This is a genomic window from Chitinophaga sp. H8 (assembly GCF_040567655.1).
GTDB classification, from domain to species: domain Bacteria; phylum Bacteroidota; class Bacteroidia; order Chitinophagales; family Chitinophagaceae; genus Chitinophaga; species Chitinophaga defluvii.
In genome coordinates, this window is the sequence record NZ_JBEXAC010000001.1 from 2,414,178 (window position 1) to 2,435,953 (window position 21,776).

The following is a 21,776-nucleotide window of genomic DNA, read 5'->3' on the forward strand; positions in this document are numbered from 1 at the left end:
ATTAGTAACCTTTGCCTTACTTAGTCCAGCGCTCCAAATTTACCCATGTTAAAGTCCATTATAGCCTCACGGATCTCTTCCTCCGTATTCATTACAAAAGGACCATAGCTTGCAATAGGCTCATTAATCGGCTCCCCGCTTAACAATAACACCACGCTTTTCTCTGTTGCCGTAATCTCAATATCCTCTCCTTCGTGGCCAAACAATACAAAGCTATGTTCAGCGGCAGCTTGTCCATTCACTGTTACACTACCATTAATCACCAGCATGGCTGTATTATGCCCGCTTTCTACCTTGGTAGTAAAACGCCCCTCCTTATTAAGCCGTATATCAAATACGTTCACCGGAGAATATGTTTTAGCTGGCCCCTCTACCCCATTTACCTTTCCGGCAATCACATTAACCACACCACCATCATTATCCAGCTGAAACCGGCCCATATTTGCCGCTTCCAATGCCTGATAATGCGGATCTACACTTTTAAACTTAGCAGGCAGGTTTACCCATAACTGTACCATTTCAAAGGGGCCTCCTGTACGGGAAAAATTCTCCTCGTGAAACTCTTTGTGTAAAATGCCTTTACCGGCTGTCATCCATTGTACATCGCCCGGACGTATCACACCGCTTTGGCCACTACTATCGTAGTGCGCCACACTACCTTTATATGCGATCGTTACTGTTTCAAAACCCTTGTGCGGATGCACATCCACTCCCCTTATATGGGAGGATGGACCAAAATCAAATTCAGCGTTGAAATCCAGCATCAGAAAAGGACTGATCCTTTGTTGAGCAATACCTGTACCAGGGATATAGTTAAACACCCTGAACCCATCTCCTACCATACCTGGACGGGCCGGCCTGGATACTATTTTTTCAATTGCTTTTTTCATAACTATTAATTTATCACAAATGTACCCCGTTAAAAAAAGCAGTGACTTGATCTATGGTAAGAATTCAGCAGGATGCATATAACAGATGACCAGATTCAAAAACACCGGTTACATGAATTAGTGAAAGAGATGATCAAAAGAGATTTGATATAGCAGCCGAAAAAACAGTACTCTTGTCGTCCGGACATTTATCCGGGAGGGGTAATTATACCGCTCCCAAAAATAATTCTGTCAGGAAAATTTATTTTTCTATATTAACTGGATTTTTCATGCACGTTGAACACTTATTAAGTAGTATCATATTAACGTTAAGTAATACCAAATTAAATTAACAGCACACACCAATGATTAAATTTTCTTTTGGACTGATCTATTCCTTTGCAGTACTTATTGGCGCAAAACAACTTATCGGAGATCCTCAACTCCCCTCACCTAACCCACCCGAATTAACCATTACAAGATTTTCCGGCCCTGACGTAACGCCTAGCCCCGCTTGCCTGGCTGTTGCTCCCACCGGTGAAGTGTTTGTAGGGGTAGATATGATCGGTTCACTGGGAAAAGACCCCGGAAAAGGCCGGATCCTGAAGCTGATCGACAAAGATAACGATGGCAAAATGGACCAGCATATTGAATTTGCAATGGTAGATAACCCCCGTGGTATTATTGTGCAGGGCAACCAGGTTTTTGTATTGCACACCACATTTTCCAAAGAAACCGGCAAAGCTACCGGAATGGCCCTGGTAGTTTTTGAAGATAAGGATGGTGATGGAAAGGCAGACGGCCCTCCCACTCCTCTTGTTGAAAACCTTAGCAATACCAAATATATTCAGGAACGGGGCACCGACCATGCCACCAATGGCATCAGAATGGGCATTGATGGCTGGATCTATATTGCTGTAGGTGATTTTGGATTTCATAATGCCACAGATCGTTCCGGCAAGCAGCTAACGATGCTTGGAGGTGGTATTGTACGTGTACGCCCTGATGGTACCGAAATGGAAGTATTCACGCATGGAACACGTAATGTATATGATGTGGCTATTGACCCGTACATGAACATTTTTACAAGGGAAAACACTAACGATGGCGGTGGATGGAATGTGCGGTTTTCACACCATATCCAATCCGGTGAATATGGCTACCCTGTATTATTTCAACATTTTACAGATGAAATTTTGCCAGCGCTGGTGGATGTTGGTGGTGGTTCCGGTACCGGAGCCTTGTTTATGGCAGAACCTAACTGGCCTGAAAAATATAATAACGTTCCAATGATGGCAGATTGGGGACGCAGCATGCTTTACATTCACAGGGTAACACCGGATGGCCCTACATTTACCCAAAAAGAAGAAGATTTTATAGAATTGCCGCAGATTACCGATCTGGATGTTGACGGCTCCGGCCGACTTTTCCTTTCTGCATGGGATGGTGCAGGCTATTCCGGTAGTGACAGCAAAGGTTATGTCATCCGGGCGGTACCCAACAACTGGACTTACCATGCATTCCCCGACCTGGCAAAAGCCTCGGTGGAAGAATTAGCACAACTACTTAAATCTGCCAGTGCTGTAGCTCGCCTGAATGCTTCCCAGGAGCTGATCGCACGCATAGATAAGCAAGCTATTGCGGCAGCTTTAACCATCGCTTCAGACGCACAACTACCATTATATGCCCGTGTAGCCGGCATATTCACTTATGCACAGGCTGCCGGAGCAGATGGCATCCCTGCTTTAACAGCATTTACAAAAGATCCTGTAGTAAAAGAATATGCATTAAAAGCTTTGGCAGATCGTAAAGGCATTCTGAAAGATGTTTCATCAACTCCTTTCCTGGATGGCCTTACAGATCCTTCTCCACGTGTCCGGGCTGCTGCTATAATCGGATTGGGACGGTTAGGCCGTATGGAAGCGGCTACCGCTTTGTTACAAACGCCGGTTCCGGCTTCCTTTGTGGCACCTGCCAAAGATGTGGAAGGGCCTCATGCTACGCCTAATGCTGCGATTGTATTGCCTCACCTCGCTGTGCAGGCGCTTGTAAATCTTCATGCAGTGGATGCTGCCGTAGCCGGAATCAATGGCAAGAATGCTACCCTTGCTTTATGGGCTTTGCGCTACATGCACGACGAAAAAGCAGTGAATGGTTTAATAGCTGCCTACCAGCTGTCTAAAGATCCTAAGCTGAAAAACCAGATCATCACTACCCTGGCACGTCTGTATAAAAAAGAAGACGCTTATGATGCTTCCTGGTGGTGGGGTACCAGACCCGATTCACATGGTCCTTATTATAAAGCCGTACTTTGGGAAGGGTCACCTGCTATCGAGAAGTTCCTTAAAAAAGAAGCACTTAAGGCTGGTCCAGTCCGGAAACCTTTCTTCAGCGACCTTGACGCCCGTCACAGAATGGATATTGCTGCCTTTGCTCCAGAGAAAAAAGCAATTGCGGCTCCTGTAAATGAACCTAAAGTAGACCTTGAAAAAATAAAAAATAAAAAAGGTCAGGTAGGCAAATCCTCTATCGAAGATGTACTGCTTGCTATTAATAAATTAAAGGGCGATCCTGCCAAAGGGAAAGTACTATTTGCCAGCCAGGGATGTGTGGCCTGTCACAGTATCAATAAGGGTGAAAAAATGAAAGGTCCTTTTATGGGACAGATCGGATCTATCATGAACCGTGAACAGATCGCTGAATCCATTCTGAAACCTAATGCTTCTATTTCACAAGGATTTGCTACAGTGATGATCACTGCAAAGGGCAATAAGTCCTATATGGGATTTATCACGGAAGAAACCGCTGCAAAAGTAGTGATGAGAAATATTGCTGGCGAAGTATTTGCGGTTAATACAGCTGATATCCTGACACGGAAGGAAATGAAAACATCTATGATGCCAGCCGGACTAGCCAATGCATTGTCCTACGAAGAACTTGCATCACTGGTTACTTTCCTGTCTCAGCAAAAGAAATAAAATGACCTCTAAAAGGTTGTAACATATCAATCAACAAAAAGCCCGTTCAATAAACGGGCTTTTTGTTTCAAGCACTTCTATTCTGATACCTCAACCCCAACATAGTCAATTTATAGAAAAACTTCCTCCTTACCTGATCCCATTCTATCAGCTTTTTGTAGCTTAGTAGCTATTACAAGGACCAGACAGCCAGCTCATAACCATCCGGATCAGTAAAATGAAACCGCCTGCCGCCAGGAAAGCTGAAAACATCTTTTACAATGGTCCCACCTGCGGCCACAACTTTCTGTTGGGTGGCTTCAATATTATCTGAATAGAGAATAACCAAAACACTGCCTTTTATTGGCTCTCCGGGGGTAAAACCACCATCCACATAGTCGCCTTCAAATGCCGTATAGTTGGGTCCGTAATCAACAAACTTCCAACCAAAGCTCCTGGTATAGAATTCCTTTGCACGGCTAATATCTTTAGACAAAAACTCCAGATACTGTACCTGCTCATGTTTTAGTTTGCTATCAGTGTGCGTGCCTGCCATAAGTTCTTATTTTTTTTAAAGGTAAGCAATGATGGTGGTTATCTGCCTGAAAAAAGCAATACTAAGAAGCCGTTGTATAAGATTGGATGATTTTCCGGCCTGCACACAAAATCTTATAAAACTTGTCGCTTATAGTATAAATCCAGCACTTTCTCAGCTTCTACATTTGTGATCAATCCAAAACATTAAGCATTCACATTAATCACAATGTTATGTTACAAAAATTCACCTACCCGGCCATTTTGTTATCGGCTGTTATTATAAGTCTGTTGTCAGCATGCAGTGACAGCAAGTCTGCTCAAAAGAAAAACACAGGTATTCCCGCCCCAGCTACCGCACTGCCGGTAGATGTAATGGTGGCTGTGGAGGAAAACCTCATTCAACAGGAGATTATCACCGGTACCACTTTACCTTACAGGGAGGTAATTATCCGAAGCGAAGTGCCACAGAAAATACTACAGATAGGCTTTCAGGATGGGGATAATGTTTCCAGGGATCAGCTATTGTATAAACTGAACGATGCTGATCTCCAGGCTCGTCTAAAACAGCTTTCTGCCGAATTGAAACTAGCCAGCCTGAATGAACAGCGGCTCGCCGAACTGCTTAAAACGGAAGCAGTTAAGCAACAGGAATATGATGAAGTGGCTACCCGGCTTCAGGTACTGGAGGCAGAAAAGGAACAACTGAAAGCCAACCTGGCGAAGACCGTTATCCTGGCCCCATTTTCCGGCAAGATAGGTATATCCAAAGTGGTAGCCGGGGCCTATGTAACACCTAATACGGAGCTTGTATATCTCCAGGATCAACAACAGATCAAGGTCAACTTTTCTGTACCGGAAAAATATCTGCCACTGATAAAGCATGGCAATACCATCCACTTTTCAACCGCGCTTGCTCCTGATCAATCCCCCGCAACCATCAAGGCCACAGAGCCAGGAGTAAATGCTGCGGACAGAAGTATGCTGGTCCAGGCCGTTGCTCCAAATGCCGGTAATAAGTTAAAAACAGGAATGTCTGCCAGGATCTTTTTCCCTACAGTTGGTACGGGTACCAAGGGCATTACTATACCAACTGAGGCACTGCTTCCAGGAAATGGTGGGTATACTGTATATGTCCTCAAAGCAGGAAAGGCAAGGGTAATACCTGTCATTATTAATAACAGAACGGAATCCCGGGCCATCATTACCTCCGGTTTGCAAAACGGTGATAGTGTTATCGTCTCCAATACACTCCGGCTAAGTGACGGCTCACCAGTACAGGCCGTTACATCCAAATAACCTTCGCAAATTCTTACTATTATGAACTTACCAACGTTAAGTATAAAAAAGCCGGTACTGGCTGGTGTTTTCTCTGTGCTGATCATCATCATGGGACTGGTGGGATTAAAAAACCTCGGCATCCGTGAATTTCCACTTACAGAGGCCCCGGTCATTTCAGTTGTTACCTTTTACCCTGGCGCCAGTCCGGATGTAATCGCATCCAAAATCACCAGACCCATAGAAGAATCTCTGGCAGAAGCTAATGGAGTACGGACCATCTCTTCAGAATCAAGGGAACAGGCCAGTGTTATTTCTGTTGAGTTCAACCGGGATATTGACCTGGAAGATGCCCTGAATGATGTTCGTGACAAGGTGGCAAAATCCCGTAACCAGCTGCCTGCTGATGTTGATCCGCCCATTGTAGAGAAAGCCAGTTCTCCGGATAACCTAGTGGCCTTTCTTGAAGTGGAAAGTGACACCAGGGATATAAAAGAAGTAAGTCACTTAGCCGCTACAGTTATAAAAGACCGGATGCAGTCCATCCCTGGCATTAACCGGGTAGCCGTTGTTGGTGAGCATAAATATGCCATGCGGTTACGCTTCGATCCCGTTAAGCTGGCTTCTTACCAGCTTACACCGGAAGATATACGGCAGGCTTTACAGCGGGAGAATCTGGACCTGCCGTCCGGCAAAATAGAAGGCCAGCAAACAGAATTAACCGTGCGTACCTTAGGCCGCCTGACCACCGAGCAGGAGTTCAATAACATGATTATAAAACAAACCGGTAATTCAGTGGTCCGCTTAAAGGATATTGGATTTGCGGAACTGGGTGAACTCAATGAACGTACTGCCATTATCAACGAAACAGACAATATCAACCGTATTGGTGTTGGGATTGCTATACAAATCCAACGGGGAGCAAATGCCATTGAGGTAGTCGACGAGTTTTACCGGCGTTTGGAACAGCTCCGTAAAGAGATTTCCAGTGACTACCGGCTTATTGTTGGCTTTGATTTCACCAAGCCGGTGCGGGAATCTATCAAGGAAGTGGAAGAAACACTGTTCATTGCCTTTGGCCTGGTTGTGCTCATCATTTTTCTATTCTTAAGGGATTGGCGCTCTACCATAATACCTGTGTTAGCTATTCCTGTTTCTATTCTCTCTGCCTTCTTTATCATGTACATTTCCGGCTTTTCAATCAATGTGTTGACCCTGCTGGGACTTGTATTAGCTATAGGACTTGTAGTAGATGATGCTATCGTGGTACTGGAAAACATCTATAAGAAGGTAGAAGAAGGTATGACACCTGTACAGGCTGCATTTAAGGGATCGAAAGAAATTTATTTCGCGGTTATATCTACCACTATTACGCTGGCAGCGGTGTTTCTGCCAATTGTATTCATGGGCGGCATCAGTGGGCAGCTCTTCAAAGAGTTTGCTATTGTAGTATCCGGTGCAGTACTGGTATCTGCTTTTGTTGCGCTGACCCTTTCCCCCATGTTGAGCGCTTATCTCTTAAAGAGGCAGCACCAACCCAATTGGCTGCACCGGAAAACAGAACCGTTCTTTATTCACTTGAATAATGGATACGCCTATCTGCTGAATAGATTCATGCAGGTACGGTGGATGGCCTGGGTATTTCTTGCAGGCGCCGGAGCACTGATCTATTTCATAGGTAAACAATTACCTGCCGAGTTAGCTCCTATAGAAGATCGTTCCAACATGAATCTGATTGCGATAGCTCCTGAAGGCGTGTCCTTCGACTACATGAAAAAGCAAATGACGGAAGTAGGAAAGTATGTAAATGATTCTACTGAAGGATTGTACCAGACCTATTCTATGGTGGCGATCTCCTTTATTCCAGCTCCGGCTCCCACAAGCTTTGCTGTACAGTCAATCTATCTGAAGGAACCAAAGGAACGGAAAGCAACCGTACAAGACCTGTACAATAAATATGCAGCTGCTTCCGGCAATTTCAGGGGCTTACTTTTATTTCCGTACTTACCTCCTACTATTGGTACACGCTATGGAGGTGGAATGCCATTGCAATTTGTATTACAGGGGCCATCGCTCGATACAGTTTCCGCAGCATTGAACAAGTTTCTAATGGCTGCCCGGCAAAGCAAAAAACTGATGTTTGTAGATGCAGACCTGAAAATCAACAAGCCAGAGCTACAAATCAGCATTGATCGTCCCAAAGCCGCTCTTATGGGTGTATCCATCCAGGAAGTGGGCAGAACACTTCAGCTTTCGCTATCAGGTCAGCGATATGGTTATTTTTTACGTAACGACCGCCAATATGAAGTAATTGGCCAAGTGGAACGGGAAAACAGGAATAAGATCAGCGATCTCAAATCCATGTATGTCCGTTCGGTGAATGGCCATATGATCTCCTTGGATAACCTGGTCACTATCAAAGAGGGCATTAGTCCGGCCGCTATTTATCGTTATGACCAATATACCTCCGCTACAGTATCTGCCGGACTGGCACCAGGCGTCAGCCTTGCTGATGGTATCGCAGAAATGAAACGTATTCAAACAGAAGTGCTTGGCACCAACTTCAAAACATCCCTTGCAGGACAGTCCAGGGACTATGAAGAAAGCCAGGGCAACATAACACTTACCTTGATTCTTGCGCTACTGCTGATCTATATGATCCTTGCCGCACAGTTTGAAAGCCTGCGGGATCCACTCATCATCATGCTTACGGTGCCAATGGCAGTAACCGGCGCAATACTCAGTTTGAGCTGGTTTGAGCAGAGCCTGAATGTATTTAGCCAGATCGGAATTATCACCCTCGTAGGGTTGATCACCAAAAATGGAATTCTTATTGTTGAATTTGCTAATCATCTTAAAGAGTCGGGGCTTTCAAAATTTGAGGCAGCTATCCAGGCAGCGGAGCAGCGTTTTCGTCCCATCCTGATGACATCACTGGCAATGATATTCGGTGCACTACCGATTGCCATGACACATAACAGCCGTCAGTCTCTGGGCATTGTCATCGCAGGTGGTCTGATCTTCGCCGGTATCTTAACCCTATTCATTATCCCTGCCGTTTACTCTTACCTGTCCAGCAGCAAACGCAGGAAAGTTGCAGATGAGGAGCCGGAACCTGTATTAAATACAACCGGGGCGGAATATGACCTATAATTTCTAAAATCAGGTACAATGAAACTAAAAAATATAATGATATCGTTACTCCTCTTTTCAGCCTTTCAGGGCAAAACGCAAACGGTAAAGCGAATCAGCCTCTCCGAAGCTCTGGCAATGGCAGCCAAGGGTAACAAACAGGTACAGATTCAGATGTTGGAAGAAATACGCCAAAAGGAATTTACGAAGGAAGTGCGAAGCCAGCTGCTACCCTCCGTTACTGCAGGGGGTAATTACCTCCATTATTTTGACCGCCAGGTCATCTTTCTTCCCGGCTCTTTTGCCGGTACAACGAAACCCGTGCAGGATATAGGTGTAGGCGGAAAACAGGCTTTTAATGGCTGGGTAGCAGCCAGCCAGCCCTTGCTTAATGAAGCTGCCAGAAAGCAGGTAAAGGCAGCACTTTATGATGAAAAAATACAGCGGGAAAAGACCGCCGATCTGGAAAGCAATCTCGGGGAGCAAATATCCATCAGTTATTTTAATATGCTGTTGATGCAATCACAGATTAATCTGCAGCAACAAAGCCTTCTCCGAAATGAAAAAGCACTGCGGGATACCCGTTCCCTGTTTGCCCAGGGGCGCAGCCTCAAAGCAGATACATTACGTGCTTTCATTGCAGTAGAAAATCTGAAATCAGCGATCTCCTACCTGCGTAATAACCTGGAGGTGGCTGGCATCCACCTGAAAAGGCTGATCGGGATAGATGACATTGCTGCTATCGAACTCTCGGATACGCTTACCTCTGAAGTTCCGGCAATGGCTTATGAGCTGGGAGATGCCCTTGAAACTGCGGGGCAAATGCGTAAGGATATTACTGTCCGGCAATTACTAACAGAAAAAAGCAAGGTAGTGCTTGCTGCAGCAAAAGCGGCTCAGTTACCACAGCTCTCTGCCATAGGACAATACCAACTACAGGCACAGGCCGACCATTTTAAACTGGGACAGTATGTATGGCCCCCTACTTCTTTTGCAGGATTACAGATTAATGTACCCATATTCTCCGGTAGCCGGATAAAATCAAGGATCAGCCAGGCTAACGTTCAGATCAGGCAGGAAGCTATTGGGCTGGAAGATCTGCAACAAACCGTGAAGTCGGAACTGGCTGCCCTTCTGATGCAATGGAGAGAAGCGAATGAGCAACTTCATATTCAGAAAAGGACAGTGGAACTGGCAATGCTTAGTTATGATATGATGGACGACCGCTACCGCAACGGGCTGAGTACAAGGCTTGAGCTGACAGATGCTGAGCTCGCGCTGACACAGTCAAAGATTAATTATCTGCAGGCTGTTTATAATCAGAAAGTCATTCAGGTGCAGTTAAAACGTGCGCAGGGCTTATTAAAGCTCCAATAATGCTGCAACAGGACAAATAGTTTGTTTAAATCAGGGACGCTGTATATCTCAAATCAGATGTACAGCGTTCCTGCTAAAAGAAAAGGCCTACTTCCTTAAAATCTTTTCCATTACCTTACCTTTAGCTAATTCATCAATCAATTTATCCAGATAACGGATTTGTTGCATTAGCTTATCTTCTATATCTTCTACACGATACCCACAAATTACACCGGTAATCTTAGAAACGTTAGGATTAATTTGTGGTGCCTGGGCGAAAAAGGTTTCAAAATCAGTCTTATTGTCAATATGCTGCTGTAATGTTTTTTCATTGTATCCTGTCAGCCAGTATATAATTTCATCAACCTCCGCTTTTGTGCGTCCTTTTTTCTCTGCTTTTTGAATATAATGGGGATAAACACTGGCAAAAGACATTCTATAAACCCTGGTGTTATTACTGTTCATGCTAATAATTTTTAATGATAAGCAAGCGCTGCTTCCCTGGTTTTCCAATAATTAAATTACAAAAACAACCAGACAAACAGCGTTTTTATTCGGAATGATAATCAGGAAATGGATTTCCTGAATTCAGACGGAGATATCTTTGTATGCTTCTTGAAGTATTTCACAAAGTAGGAAGGATCATCAAACCCTAACCGGTACCCTATCTGGTTTACATTCAAATCAGAATGTAACAATAATCGCTGCGCTTCCAGCACAGTTCGTTCCTGTATAACAGTTAATGGTGTTTTATTCAACGTTTGTGCCGTTAAATCAGACAGGGTACGTGATGAAATATGTAATAACTGCGCATACTCCGCCACGGTAACCCCTTTAATAAAATGCTCATCAACAAAATTTACAAAACGGATCAGCTGCTCCCGCTTTTCATCGAGCATAAATGGTGTTTTCCCATTTGCCCGTTCAAAATCATTCCTCCCCCGCTGTACCTGTATAAGAAAGGCTTTCAGATAGGTACGCAGCAATTCATCGCTGGCAAAATCTTCTTCCGTTTCCAATTCAGTATAAATCTGGTTAATGTAGATAGATAAAGTAGCTTCAATATTACTGCCTATACAACAGGAAGGCATTTGGTAAGGGTTATTGAACAAGCTACACTTCATCAGATAGTCAATACTACTTTCATTGGGTGTCAGGAATAACTCGCTAAAGTGAATCAGGACCCCATCATACTCCGTATTTTCATCAAAATAGTGTACCTGGTTCCTGGCTATAAAGAAAATCGCATTTTCAAAGACATCATATGCCTTAAAATCAACAAAGTGCTTTCCAGATCCCTTTTTAAACCAGATAATCTGAAAGAAGCTATGAATGTGTGGTTTATTTGCTTTTCCCTGATTTAAGGTTAAATAGGCTTTAAGATCATGAATAGCAAATTGAGGCTTATCAGGCCGGTGTTTGTTAAGATGATATTCGCTGATGGCTTCTTTTCGTTTCATGGATAAAGCGTCCTGTTGGATAGACTACAATTTTAAAGAATAGATATCTGTTAGCCAAGCCCTGCCTCCCTCAGATTGCCCAAAATTACCATGAATATTCCCAATAGTACCATAAGCAACTGTTATGATAGCCGAATTTTGCAGCATTTTATTAAACCGATGGAGCATATCAAAGATATAATTATTGTTGGGGCCGGGCTAAGCGGGCTCACATTGGCCTACCAGCTTACAAAACAGGGAAAAGATATAATCATACTGGAGGCTTCTGAAAGGGTTGGTGGTAGAATACAGACAATCAATGGCCCTTTAAATACACCATTAGAACTTGGAGCTACCTGGTTTTCTGACATACATACCCACCTGCTGGCCTTGCTAACGGAACTGCAAATAGAAAAATTCCCCCAATACTCCGGTGGAATATCTCTTTTCCAGACCAAGTCATTTGAGCCGGCCCAGGGGTTCTATGTGCCGGCGTCTGACACACCATCCTACCGCATTGCCGGAGGCACTCAGGTACTGATTGATACCCTCTGTGAAAAGTTCCCCGAAGAAACTATCCAGTTAAACAATCAGGTAAAATCCATTCAAAAAAGGCAGGACCACCTACTTTTGGAGACCACCACAGGTAGCAAATACATGGCCTCTAAGGTAGCTATTTGTATACCACCGCAATTGGCAGCATCCGGGATTACGTTTTCACCAGTGTTGCCGGACACGATCCAGGCATTGCTCCCTACGGTACAAACCTGGATGGCCGGCGCGATAAAATTTGTAGTTGAGTACGAACATCCTTTCTGGCGTGAGCAAGGCTATTCAGGCATGTTATATAGTCATGCAGGAATCATCACCGAAATGTATGACCATACCAACTATGAAGCAACCAAATACGGCTTTACCGGTTTCCTTAATGGAGGAGCGGTTGCTTACACCACAGCCATCAGAAAAGAATTGGTATTACAACAATTGGCTTCCTTATTTGGCCCCCGGGCCAACACCGCCTCCGCTTACTTCGATAAAATCTGGGCAGATCAATATATTATTACCGGTACCCCGGTCATACAACGGCCACATCAAAACAATGGTCATCCGTTATTACAGCACGCTTATTTTGATCAATCATTATTTTTCTGCGGAACAGAAACATCCTCAAAAGATCCGGGATATATGGAAGGTGCAGTGGCTGCAGCACTAAAGATATCCCACAACCTGTTTAATAAAACGCAAGCTGGATAAGCGGCTGCTACGCTTAAAATGCTTTTTCACCTCTTTACTGAAAGTTAATCACTCAAGAAAACCACAATCCCTCCTCTACTTATATGCTCAAATTAAACAACGAGATTGCATGGAAAAGAGATCATCAGTATATTTGTTCTGGAGCCCCTTTTTTCTGCGCCCCCTGTCATGGAGGCGTGATTCCAGGAATTGTCAAGTCAGTAGTATTATAAAAAAGGGATTTAAACATCAAACACACTTACCATATGGTACAGGATGTCTTTAATAAAATCCGGGAGGAACATATTCTTGCAGCAATTAAAATGAGCTCTACCTTATCTTTTTGGTGGGTAAATCACAAGCAAACTGGTAAAGTCGAAGTAAATGAAGGTTATATTTGGTCTCCTCAGAAAAATAATAATGGTTCTACTAATCAGACCTACATTAATCTAACAAAAACAGCCCTTGGCGACATTATTTTCTCATATGCTAATGGCAAAATTCCCGCTGTTGGTAAAGTCATTGCTTTGGTCCAAAATAAGGAGCGGCCGGCTGAATTTGGGAAAACAGGTCATCAATGGGGTAAAACCGGCTGGTTAGTTAGTGTACAGTGGCAAAAGCTATGGAGTCCATTAGTTCCTAAAGATCACTTAAGCCAGATAGTTCCACTTCTACCGTCTAAACATGCTCCTATCCAGGCAAATGGTAATGGAAATCAAGGCGTTTATCTCGCCGAAATTGGCAGTCAACTCGGAAATAAGTTGTTATATCTAATAGAACAAACCAATAATGGCACTAGCGAAGCAATAGAGGAAATTGATACAACACTTGTAGAAAGAGCGCAAGAACGAGACATTGAACTGGCTTCCATCTCTACAACACAGAAGCAACAATTAATCATGGCCCGTGTAGGACAAGGGGATTTCCGTATTAACGTTCAAAAAATAGAATCAAAATGTCGCATCACAGGCTTAACTGATAAACGTCTGCTAATTGCAAGCCACATCAAACCATGGAAAGTTTCTTCTAATGAAGAACGTATTGATGGGTACAATGGCCTTTTATTATCTCCTCATATAGACAAATTATTCGATAAAGGATGGATTTCATTTTCTGATCAAGGTCACCTTCTAGTGAGCCGGGAAAACATTCAACCTATTTTAAATATTTGGTCTATCAACACTGATATGTTTGTGGGAACTTTTACAGATCAACAAAAAGTGTATTTAGAATACCATCGAACAATTATTTTTAAAGGATGAATACTATTCGGGTTACTTGTGCAATCATTTTAAGAGAAGGTAAGATACTAGCTGCTCAACGTAGTGAAACGATGTCATTACCTTTAAAATGGGAGTTCCCAGGTGGTAAAATAAACAAAGGAGAATCTGAAGTAGAATGTCTAAGAAGAGAACTATTGGAGGAATTAAACCTCTCTATGCTCATTAAAGGTAGATTAAGCAATAGCCTGTTTAATTATGGGGATTTTACAGTCGAACTAATTCCTTTTATTGTCGACTATGTAGAAAGTGAAATTATATTGCATGAACATCGCCAAATTGGATGGTTTACAAGTTTTGAATTAAAAGACTTAGACTGGGCGCCTGCCGATGTACCAATTTTGCAAGAATTTTTAGATAGAACAATAAAAATGCCTTTATGACTTTATATGCTATGTGAAAGCCATAAAGGAAGGGTATTATTATTTAAGACAAAAAAGCCGGAGATAAAATCTCCGGCTTTCATTAAGTGCCCAGAACTGGATTCGAACCAGCACATCCTTGCGAACGCTGCGACCTGAACACAGTGCGTCTACCAATTTCGCCATCTGGGCATCCCGTATTATGGGGTGCAAAAATAGACACTTTATTTAATTTTCCAAAAATGAGTTGAAAATATTTCAGGCCTCTCCACTGTTCATCAACCAAAGGAGTATAATAAACTCCCGGATGATTTTCTTCCGGAGCAGCTGCATGGCATTATGAAGAGTATTGTAGATGGTACGCTCTGTAAGGGCAGTTTGATCAGCTATTTCCCGGAAACTCAACTGCTCAAAATACTTTAGCCGTATCAGTTGTTTCTGCCGTTCAGACAATTCGGACAAAGCGATGTGTAACCGTTCCTGTATAGCCGCGTTTTGCTGACTGGCGATCAGTACTTCTTCATAGGAAACCTCAGTAGCCAGTAACTGGTCCTCTCCTCCTTCCAGACCATCAATTTCAAATATGGCATAACCTTGGCCCTTTTTTGCTTTATAAAGTACACGTTTGAAGATAGTGATCACGTACTGCTGAATATTATTTACAGTAATCAGTCGCTGGCGGATCTTCCAGAGTTCGAGGAATAAATCGTGAATGCTTTCTTTTACTAACTCAGGATCCTTATATAATGACAATCCCAATTTGTAGAGGTCTTCATAGAAAATATTGAAGCATTCATATAAACCCTGGCGCTCTCCTTCTGCTAAAAGCTGCCAGTTCTTATCAATATCTCGCTTATTAAAGGTCATGGCATGGGAAGGATTTGGTGCTGAACCCGGGCAAATAACCTTGCTACAGCTCATCAAAAGAGCGGACACTTACCTGAAAGGTAATATATGATAAATATTTTAATAAAAAAAACGCATTCCCCATTGGTAAAAAAACATGTTTTGCCACACTTGTATAAAACAACCAGATCTGATCATAAAAGAACGACATGTCATATACCGATTTTAAAGCCGCTGATTTCCTGCTGGAAGAGAGTTTCATTAACTACTGCACCGCCAGTAATGAGGAAGATATAGCCTTTTGGGAAAACTACCTGCAAACGCATCCTGAACAGGCACAGGAAATCAGAATAGCTCAGGAGTTATGCCATATTATCGCTGTTACACCTGCAGCGGAAGATAAAGAGCAAGTATTGGCCAGGCTCAAACAAAGTGTAGAAAATGAACCATCTCTTCACATACCTTCCAAAGACAATAGCAGAATCTACAGATGGATGGCAGCTGCGAGTGTGGCCGCTGTCTTTATAATAGGATATCTCCTGTATAAACCTGCATCACCTACAGCTCCGGTATATGAAATAAGTGTTGCCCTGGCCGGGAAATACCTGCCGGTAGCCCATACCGCTTTCAACGACCGTCAAACAATCACCCTCCCCGATGGAAGCCGGGTTACCCTAAACGGATCCAGCACCCTTACCATAGCTCCCGACTTTAACAGCCGCAGCCGTTATGTATACCTGCAAGGAGAGGCATTCTTTGAAATACACCAGGATAAAGACAGGCCTTTTGTGGTTATTACACCACAAACAGCTACTACCGCACTGGGTACCTCCTTCCTGGTTAAGTCCGGGAAAAGAACCCAGGAAGCGAATATTAAACTGGCCACAGGACGTATTAAAGTGCAGGCTATACAGAATAACCAGAATATGGCAACCCTGGAACTATCTCCCGGACAACAAGTCCAACTGGATGCCCGCAGCTATCAATTTAACCAGTCTGATTTTGATACAACAGAGATACAACGCTGGCTGACCCGTAAACTGGAATTTGTTAATGCAGATATGCAGCAGATATCACAACAGCTGGAATGGTATTATGGTGCTACCATTCAATTGGAGAATACACCAAAGGATACCGTATTATTTACAGGTGTATTCCAGAACAAACGTTTTAATGAAGTGCTGGACGCCATCAGCTTCAGTAATAATTTCTCTTACCGTCAATTAAATGATACTGTTTTTATCCGATTTGAATAACCCTGCTCCTATTTTTTTCAACCAAAAAATCCCTGTTAGATGAAGAAAGCTGTACCGCTTTATGTACCTGAACGATTGCTCAAATTACTACTGCTGTTACTCTTTTGTGGTATATCCCACCAGGCTATGTCACAATCACCTCCTAAAATATATTCTTTCAACTGGAACAACACCCCGTTAAGCACCGTTTTCCGGCAGATAGAATCAGCAGCGGATGTACACTTTTCCTACAACCCCGCTGGTGTAAAGGAAGACAGACCCGTAAAGCTGAAAGTAAAAAATCAGCACCTCGAAGCTGTGGTAGAACAACTTTGCCAGGAAATCAATACGAGATACAGGATTTCTGACAACATTATCATGATCCAGTCGCAGAAATCCAACACCACTCCCCTGCAGGAAGTTACTGCTGCCTTTCGACTCGATGGCCGTATACTGAATGAAAAAAACGAACCTGTTCCCGGCGTATCTATCCATAATCAGCAAAACCGTAAATCTGTATTAAGCAGGGAAGATGGCACTTTTAATATTGAAGCCAATACAGGCGACGTTATCGCCTTCACGATACTGGGTTATGAGCCTAAGACCATCATCGCTTCGGCATCCAATACCACCGTCATTGTAGTATTGAAGGAAAAAGTGACCGACCTGGGAACGGTAGTCGTAACTGCACTGGGTATCAAACGTGAATCCCGTGCACTGGGTTATGCTTATGGAGAGGTGAAAGGAGATGATCTTAAGAAGGCAAGAGAACCTAACGTAATCAACTCTCTGGCAGGGAAAGTACCTGGACTTATCATTAACTCAACCGCTGGTGGTCCTGCCGGATCTTCCAGGGTTATCATCCGTGGCAATACCGAAATTACCGGCAATAACCAACCACTGTATGTGGTAGATGGCGTGCCTATTGATAATTCTAATTACGGTCAGGTATCCGGAGAAAAATATGCCAGCGGCTTTGATTTTGGGGATGCGATTTCAGCAATCAATCCTGATGACATTGAAACCATCAGTGTACTCAAAGGCCCCTCCGCATCCGCTTTATATGGTAGCCGGGCATCTCATGGGGTGATCATGATCACCACCAAAAAAGGAAGTACCAAAAAGACCCTGGGTATAGAAGTAAACAGTACCGCCTCTATAGAACAACAGCTTACCCGCTATGATGACTACCAATATGAATACGGTCAGGGAGTAGGACAAAATATTCCAATGACACCCGATCAGGCAAGGGTAAATCTTTTCAGCAACTTTGGTGGCAGGCTGGATCCGAATCTGATGGTCATGGGATTTGATGGCGTTAAAAGACCTTATGCGCTCGTTAAAAATAATATTGAGAACTTCTTCCGTACAGGGTCCACTTTCACCAATACAGTTTCCCTCACTAATGCCACCGACAATACTGCTTTCCGTTTATCCATTTCTGATATGCGGAACAATGATATTGTACCTAAAAGCTACATGAACAGAAATACGTTCAATTTTACCAGCAATTCAAAGTTTGGGAAAAAACTGACAGTTGATGCCAAGATGATGTACATGCGGGAATTTGTGAATAACCGTCCGGCACTGGCAGATGATGCGGGCAACATTGGTAACAACTTTGTAGGACTCGCAAATAATGTAGACCAGGCCATATTTGCTACAGGATACAAGCGCCCTAATGGCGACTATGTAGACTGGGGTGGTGGTGAATACCGGATCAACCCTTACTGGGTGATTAATGAAATGAGAAACACTACCAAAAAAGACCGGCTGATGGGCAGCCTGGTAGCCAATTACCAGTTTGCCGACTGGATCAGCCTGCAAGGTCGTGCTTCTACAGACATCACCTTTTTTGATTACAGAAAATTCAGTCCACGCAGTACACCGGGTTCGCTGACAGGGAGAATAGAGGGTATTGAACAGCAGTTCAGAACCACAGAAGCCGATCTGCTGCTTTCCCTGCAAAAACAATTTACCCCTTCCTGGTATGCGGCAGCCAGATTGGGTGGCAGTATCTCTTACAGAAAAAACCCCGGCACTTTGCAGCAGGCCACAGATATGACGGTAACGGATATAGTGAGCTTCAATAGTTTCAAAGACAAAATTATCAGAGAACTCCCTCCCATGGAAAAACAGATCAACTCTTTCTATGGATTGTTCAGCTTAGCCTATAAAAACTACGTTTACCTGGATGCTTCTATCCGCCGGGATGCCACTTCTACTCTTCCGCAAAAGAACAATACCTACTGGTACCCTTCTTTATCCGGTAGTTTTATTCTTACCGATGCTTTCCCTATCAAAAGCAGTACACTCAGCTATGCCAAACTGAGAGCTTCTGCGGCAGAAGTAGGTAGTGATACCGATCCTTATACACAGGGCATTTATTACGACCTGTACGAATTTCCTTTTAATGGTACCTCTGCCGGAAAAATAGCTACGAATGTATTACCCAATAAAGACCTGATGCCTACACGTACCCGGTCTTTTGAGGTAGGTACGGAAATAAAACTCCTTAACAATGCGATCGGCCTGGATGTTACCTATTATACACAGAACTCCCGTGACCAGATCAATTACGTGCCGGCACCTAACTCTTCCGGTTATCCGCAAAGAGTGGTCAATGCAGGGGTGATACAAAATAATGGCTGGGAAATAGGTATCACCACCACGCCGGTTAAAAGCAAAGACTTTCGCTGGGACCTGAACGTGAATTTTGCCCGTAATAAGAACCGGGTATTATCACTGGCGGAAGGGATCCCCTTTCTCACGCTATCCGATGCCCGTTGGCTGGGCGTATCTGTAGTAGCCCAACCGGATGCGGCGTATGGGGCCATCCTGGGATATGATTATCTCAAAGACCCTCATGGCAACATCATCCTGGACGCTGTAACCCTCAATCCCAAAGCCTCTGATGAAAGGCGGGTAATGGGAAAAGGGACCTGGAACTGGACCGGTGGGATTACAACAACACTTTCGTATAAAAATTTCACGCTCAATGCAGTGGTGGATATCAAGCAGGGAGCGGATATATTCTCTATGACAAATCTCTTTGCAGTATTGCGTGGTAGCCAGCAAAGCACACTGGAAGGCAGACAGGAATGGATCAAATCTGAAGAAGAAAGACAAGCTGCCCGTAAAACACTGGAAGAATGGAAGGCAATGGGCAAAACACAGGGGTACGTGCCACAAGGTGTGGTAGAAGGCAAAGATGCGGATGGTAAAACCATTTATACGCCGAACACAACTGCCGTTGATCCGGCAGCATACTGGTCCAGGTTTTATGGGGATAACAAAGGTATTATCACTCCCTTCCTCTTTGATGCCAGCTATATAAAGATGAGAGAGATTATGCTTACCTACAGCCTGCCCAAAGGATTATTGCATAAAGCACGCATTGCAGATATGAGCCTGTCTATCGTAAGCAGAAACCCTTTTATACTGTATAAAAAGTTGCCTAATGTAGATCCCGATTCCAACTATAACAACGGAAACGGACAAGGCCTGGAATATGGCTCGCTGCCTTCCAGAAGAAGCTGGGGAGTAAACCTGAATTTCAGGTTTTAGCAGCCCTGGATGCCTTATATCCAATTTTTAATTTGTCAACCAACAGAAAATCATGAAACACAGGACTCATTATATACTCATCACCTGCCTGTTGCTGGTCTTGCCCTTTGCTGCCTGCAACAAGTTTGGTAATATGAATACCAACCCGGTGCAATCCGTACAAATGGACCCTGCCATCCAGCTTAGCTTTGTGCAGCTGCAATATTCCGGGAATCTGGAAACCAATGAAAGATTGGGAGCAATGCTTACTATGCCTATGGTCCAGCATATTGGAGGCGCCTGGAGCAATCAGTATGGTGGCATGTATGCAAAGCAGATGGAATACATGTCCATCTTGTGGCAATCCAATTACATCAGCGAAATACGTAATATCGTTGATGCTGTAAAAAGAAGTACCGGCGATCCCAAACGCATAAACCTGAACGCTATATGCCGGATTATGAAAGTATTTATATTTTCCCGCATCACGGATCTCTATGGCGACATTCCATACACAGAAGCGGCAGCAGCCTATACAGATAACACGATCAAACCTAAATACGATCGCCAGGAAGATATATACAACGACTTCTTCAAGGAACTGACAGAAGCGGTAGCACAACTGGATCCCCAAAAAGAAACCAATCCACAGGATCTGTTTTTTAAAGGCAATGTAACACAATGGAAACGATTTGGGAATTCTCTCCACCTCCGGTTAGCCATGCGCCTTATAAAAGTAAACCCGGACAAGGCAAAAGCGGAAGTCAAAAAAGCCTTTGATGGTGGTCTGATGGCCAGCAATGAAGATATCTGCCTCCTGCGTCATGAAAACATACAGGCTACCTATAGCGATGTACGTGGTAACGGGTTGTCTGCTGCCCTTAACCAGGGAGATCTTATCAGCTACCGCATTTCAAATACATTTATTAATTCCCTCAAAAACACCAATGATCCCCGGCTGGAACATTTTGTCAGATATTACTGGGATAATCCCTATAAGCCTTTTGAAAGAGTAGATATTACAGCAGAAGTAAAAGCGCAGGTAGGCTATGTAGGTGTAAGCAATGGCCTGTTTATCTGGGATGAATGGAAAGAGCCACTTACCATACAATCACCTGTATTAGGTGAGCAAAAAGTACTTAACAACCTGCAAAAAGCGCAGCTGGCCAATTTCCTGATCACCAACAATGCTCCTTACATGCACCTCACTTATGCGGAGGTAGAACTATTGCTGGCTGAAGCCTGCTTCCGCTGGAATCTTAACCTGGGCGGCAATCATACAGTGCATTACAACAATGGTATGAAAGCAGCCTGCCAGCAACTGGCATTGTTTCCTGGTGGTCCGGTAATTACTGACCAGCAAATCACCAAATTTCAGGCAGACAATGTACTGGCACCTGGAAAAGAGCTCTCTCAGATCAATACACAACTATGGACCGCCTTACTGTTAAACGGACCTGAAGCATATGCCAACTGGCGCCGTACCGGGTTCCCTAAACTTGAACCTGGATATAACCCTACCTATTCTGCTATCAAAACTATCCCCCGCCGCTTCGAGTATCCGCTTACCGAAAAAGAACAGAACAGTGTAAACTACAATGAAGCACTCAAGAGCATGGGAGGCAAAGATGACTGGACCAACCGGGTATGGTGGGACAAACAATAACTATTTAGCAATAAGGTAACCGTTCACGTTATAAACTAATCTG

15 protein-coding genes and 1 tRNA gene are annotated in these 21,776 nt (G+C 43.7%); 10 read left to right on the forward strand and 6 right to left on the reverse strand.

Annotated elements, in window-relative coordinates:
- Positions 1–20 precede the first annotated feature (20 nt).
- Complete coding sequence (locus tag ABR189_RS09090) at positions 21–890, reverse strand: pirin family protein (protein ID WP_354660157.1); 870 nt, start codon at positions 888–890, stop codon at positions 21–23.
- Positions 891–1,234: 344 nt separating this feature from the next.
- On the opposite strand from ABR189_RS09090, the gene ABR189_RS09095 reads away from it, so the two are divergent.
- Positions 1,235–3,847: a DUF7133 domain-containing protein gene (locus tag ABR189_RS09095; protein ID WP_354660158.1), complete on the forward strand. Its 2,613-nt coding sequence runs from the start codon at positions 1,235–1,237 to the stop codon at positions 3,845–3,847.
- Between the two features lie 172 nt (positions 3,848–4,019).
- On the opposite strand, the gene ABR189_RS09100 is transcribed toward ABR189_RS09095, so the two are convergent.
- Positions 4,020–4,382 carry a VOC family protein gene (locus ABR189_RS09100; RefSeq protein WP_354660159.1) on the reverse strand — a complete coding sequence of 121 codons (363 nt, stop codon included), beginning with the start codon at positions 4,380–4,382 and terminating at the stop codon, positions 4,020–4,022.
- A gap of 212 nt (positions 4,383–4,594) precedes the next feature.
- Here ABR189_RS09100 and ABR189_RS09105 point away from each other — a divergent pair, with 212 nt between their 5' ends.
- From ABR189_RS09105 to ABR189_RS09115, 3 genes are read left to right on the forward strand one after another with little or no spacing between them, the layout of a single operon-like run.
- On the forward strand, positions 4,595–5,659 hold the full coding sequence (locus tag ABR189_RS09105) for an efflux RND transporter periplasmic adaptor subunit (RefSeq protein ID WP_354660160.1): 1,065 nt from the start codon (positions 4,595–4,597) through the stop codon (positions 5,657–5,659).
- 21 nt (positions 5,660–5,680) lie between these two features.
- Complete coding sequence (locus ABR189_RS09110) at positions 5,681–8,791, forward strand: efflux RND transporter permease subunit (RefSeq protein WP_354660161.1); 3,111 nt, start codon at positions 5,681–5,683, stop codon at positions 8,789–8,791.
- A gap of 18 nt (positions 8,792–8,809) precedes the next feature.
- Positions 8,810–10,147 (forward strand): TolC family protein, encoded by a 1,338-nt coding sequence (locus ABR189_RS09115; RefSeq protein WP_354660162.1) that lies wholly within the window; start codon positions 8,810–8,812, stop codon positions 10,145–10,147.
- Between the two features lie 87 nt (positions 10,148–10,234).
- Here the strand turns inward: ABR189_RS09115 and ABR189_RS09120 are convergent, their stop codons facing one another.
- Both ABR189_RS09120 and ABR189_RS09125 read right to left on the reverse strand, forming a co-directional pair.
- The gene (locus ABR189_RS09120) at positions 10,235–10,591 is read right to left on the reverse strand and encodes a DUF2200 domain-containing protein (protein ID WP_354660163.1); all 357 of its coding nucleotides are present in this window, start codon (positions 10,589–10,591) and stop codon (positions 10,235–10,237) included.
- Between the two features lie 101 nt (positions 10,592–10,692).
- Positions 10,693–11,586 (reverse strand): helix-turn-helix domain-containing protein, encoded by an 894-nt coding sequence (locus ABR189_RS09125; protein ID WP_354660164.1) that lies wholly within the window; start codon positions 11,584–11,586, stop codon positions 10,693–10,695.
- Positions 11,587–11,745: 159 nt separating this feature from the next.
- Between ABR189_RS09125 and ABR189_RS09130 the strand changes: the two genes are divergently transcribed.
- The 3 genes from ABR189_RS09130 (at position 11,746) to ABR189_RS09140 (ending at position 14,461) form a co-directional block, all read left to right on the forward strand.
- Positions 11,746–12,819, forward strand: coding sequence for a flavin monoamine oxidase family protein (locus tag ABR189_RS09130; RefSeq protein WP_354660165.1), 1,074 nt, complete (start codon positions 11,746–11,748; stop codon positions 12,817–12,819).
- Between the two features lie 245 nt (positions 12,820–13,064).
- Positions 13,065–14,060, forward strand: coding sequence for an HNH endonuclease (locus ABR189_RS09135; RefSeq protein WP_354660166.1), 996 nt, complete (start codon positions 13,065–13,067; stop codon positions 14,058–14,060).
- On the forward strand, positions 14,057–14,461 hold the full coding sequence (locus tag ABR189_RS09140) for a (deoxy)nucleoside triphosphate pyrophosphohydrolase (RefSeq protein WP_354660167.1): 405 nt from the start codon (positions 14,057–14,059) through the stop codon (positions 14,459–14,461). The genes ABR189_RS09135 and ABR189_RS09140 overlap by 4 nt, the downstream gene beginning before the upstream one ends.
- Before the next feature lie 87 nt (positions 14,462–14,548).
- Here ABR189_RS09140 and ABR189_RS09145 read toward each other — a convergent pair.
- Together ABR189_RS09145 and ABR189_RS09150 are read right to left on the reverse strand one after the other, a co-directional pair.
- A tRNA-Leu gene (locus ABR189_RS09145) sits at positions 14,549–14,632 on the reverse strand.
- 66 nt (positions 14,633–14,698) lie between these two features.
- On the reverse strand, positions 14,699–15,307 hold the full coding sequence (locus ABR189_RS09150) for an RNA polymerase sigma factor (protein WP_354660168.1): 609 nt from the start codon (positions 15,305–15,307) through the stop codon (positions 14,699–14,701).
- Between the two features lie 188 nt (positions 15,308–15,495).
- On the opposite strand from ABR189_RS09150, the gene ABR189_RS09155 reads away from it, so the two are divergent.
- From ABR189_RS09155 to ABR189_RS09165, 3 genes are read left to right on the forward strand one after another with little or no spacing between them, the layout of a single operon-like run.
- Positions 15,496–16,542 (forward strand): FecR domain-containing protein, encoded by a 1,047-nt coding sequence (locus ABR189_RS09155; RefSeq protein ID WP_354660169.1) that lies wholly within the window; start codon positions 15,496–15,498, stop codon positions 16,540–16,542.
- Between the two features lie 39 nt (positions 16,543–16,581).
- Complete coding sequence (locus ABR189_RS09160; RefSeq protein WP_354660170.1) at positions 16,582–20,088, forward strand: SusC/RagA family TonB-linked outer membrane protein; 3,507 nt, start codon at positions 16,582–16,584, stop codon at positions 20,086–20,088.
- Positions 20,089–20,140: 52 nt separating this feature from the next.
- The gene (locus tag ABR189_RS09165) at positions 20,141–21,733 is read left to right on the forward strand and encodes a SusD/RagB family nutrient-binding outer membrane lipoprotein (protein WP_354660171.1); all 1,593 of its coding nucleotides are present in this window, start codon (positions 20,141–20,143) and stop codon (positions 21,731–21,733) included.
- Positions 21,734–21,776: the final 43 nt, after the last annotated feature.

Excerpts from the sequence above, each read along its gene's own strand:
- ABR189_RS09090 (WP_354660157.1), bottom strand. The coding sequence starts at position 890 with ATGAAAAAAGCAATTGAAAAAATAGTATCCAGGCCGGCCCGTCCAGGT.
- ABR189_RS09095 (WP_354660158.1), top strand. The coding sequence starts at position 1,235 with ATGATTAAATTTTCTTTTGGACTGATCTATTCCTTTGCAGTACTTATT.
- ABR189_RS09100 (WP_354660159.1), bottom strand. The coding sequence starts at position 4,382 with ATGGCAGGCACGCACACTGATAGCAAACTAAAACATGAGCAGGTACAG.
- ABR189_RS09105 (WP_354660160.1), top strand. The coding sequence starts at position 4,595 with ATGTTACAAAAATTCACCTACCCGGCCATTTTGTTATCGGCTGTTATT.
- ABR189_RS09110 (WP_354660161.1), top strand. The coding sequence starts at position 5,681 with ATGAACTTACCAACGTTAAGTATAAAAAAGCCGGTACTGGCTGGTGTT.
- ABR189_RS09115 (WP_354660162.1), top strand. The coding sequence starts at position 8,810 with ATGAAACTAAAAAATATAATGATATCGTTACTCCTCTTTTCAGCCTTT.
- ABR189_RS09120 (WP_354660163.1), bottom strand. The coding sequence starts at position 10,591 with ATGAACAGTAATAACACCAGGGTTTATAGAATGTCTTTTGCCAGTGTT.
- ABR189_RS09125 (WP_354660164.1), bottom strand. The coding sequence starts at position 11,586 with ATGAAACGAAAAGAAGCCATCAGCGAATATCATCTTAACAAACACCGG.
- ABR189_RS09130 (WP_354660165.1), top strand. The coding sequence starts at position 11,746 with ATGGAGCATATCAAAGATATAATTATTGTTGGGGCCGGGCTAAGCGGG.
- ABR189_RS09135 (WP_354660166.1), top strand. The coding sequence starts at position 13,065 with ATGGTACAGGATGTCTTTAATAAAATCCGGGAGGAACATATTCTTGCA.
- ABR189_RS09140 (WP_354660167.1), top strand. The coding sequence starts at position 14,057 with ATGAATACTATTCGGGTTACTTGTGCAATCATTTTAAGAGAAGGTAAG.
- ABR189_RS09150 (WP_354660168.1), bottom strand. The coding sequence starts at position 15,307 with ATGACCTTTAATAAGCGAGATATTGATAAGAACTGGCAGCTTTTAGCA.
- ABR189_RS09155 (WP_354660169.1), top strand. The coding sequence starts at position 15,496 with ATGTCATATACCGATTTTAAAGCCGCTGATTTCCTGCTGGAAGAGAGT.
- ABR189_RS09160 (WP_354660170.1), top strand. The coding sequence starts at position 16,582 with ATGAAGAAAGCTGTACCGCTTTATGTACCTGAACGATTGCTCAAATTA.
- ABR189_RS09165 (WP_354660171.1), top strand. The coding sequence starts at position 20,141 with ATGAAACACAGGACTCATTATATACTCATCACCTGCCTGTTGCTGGTC.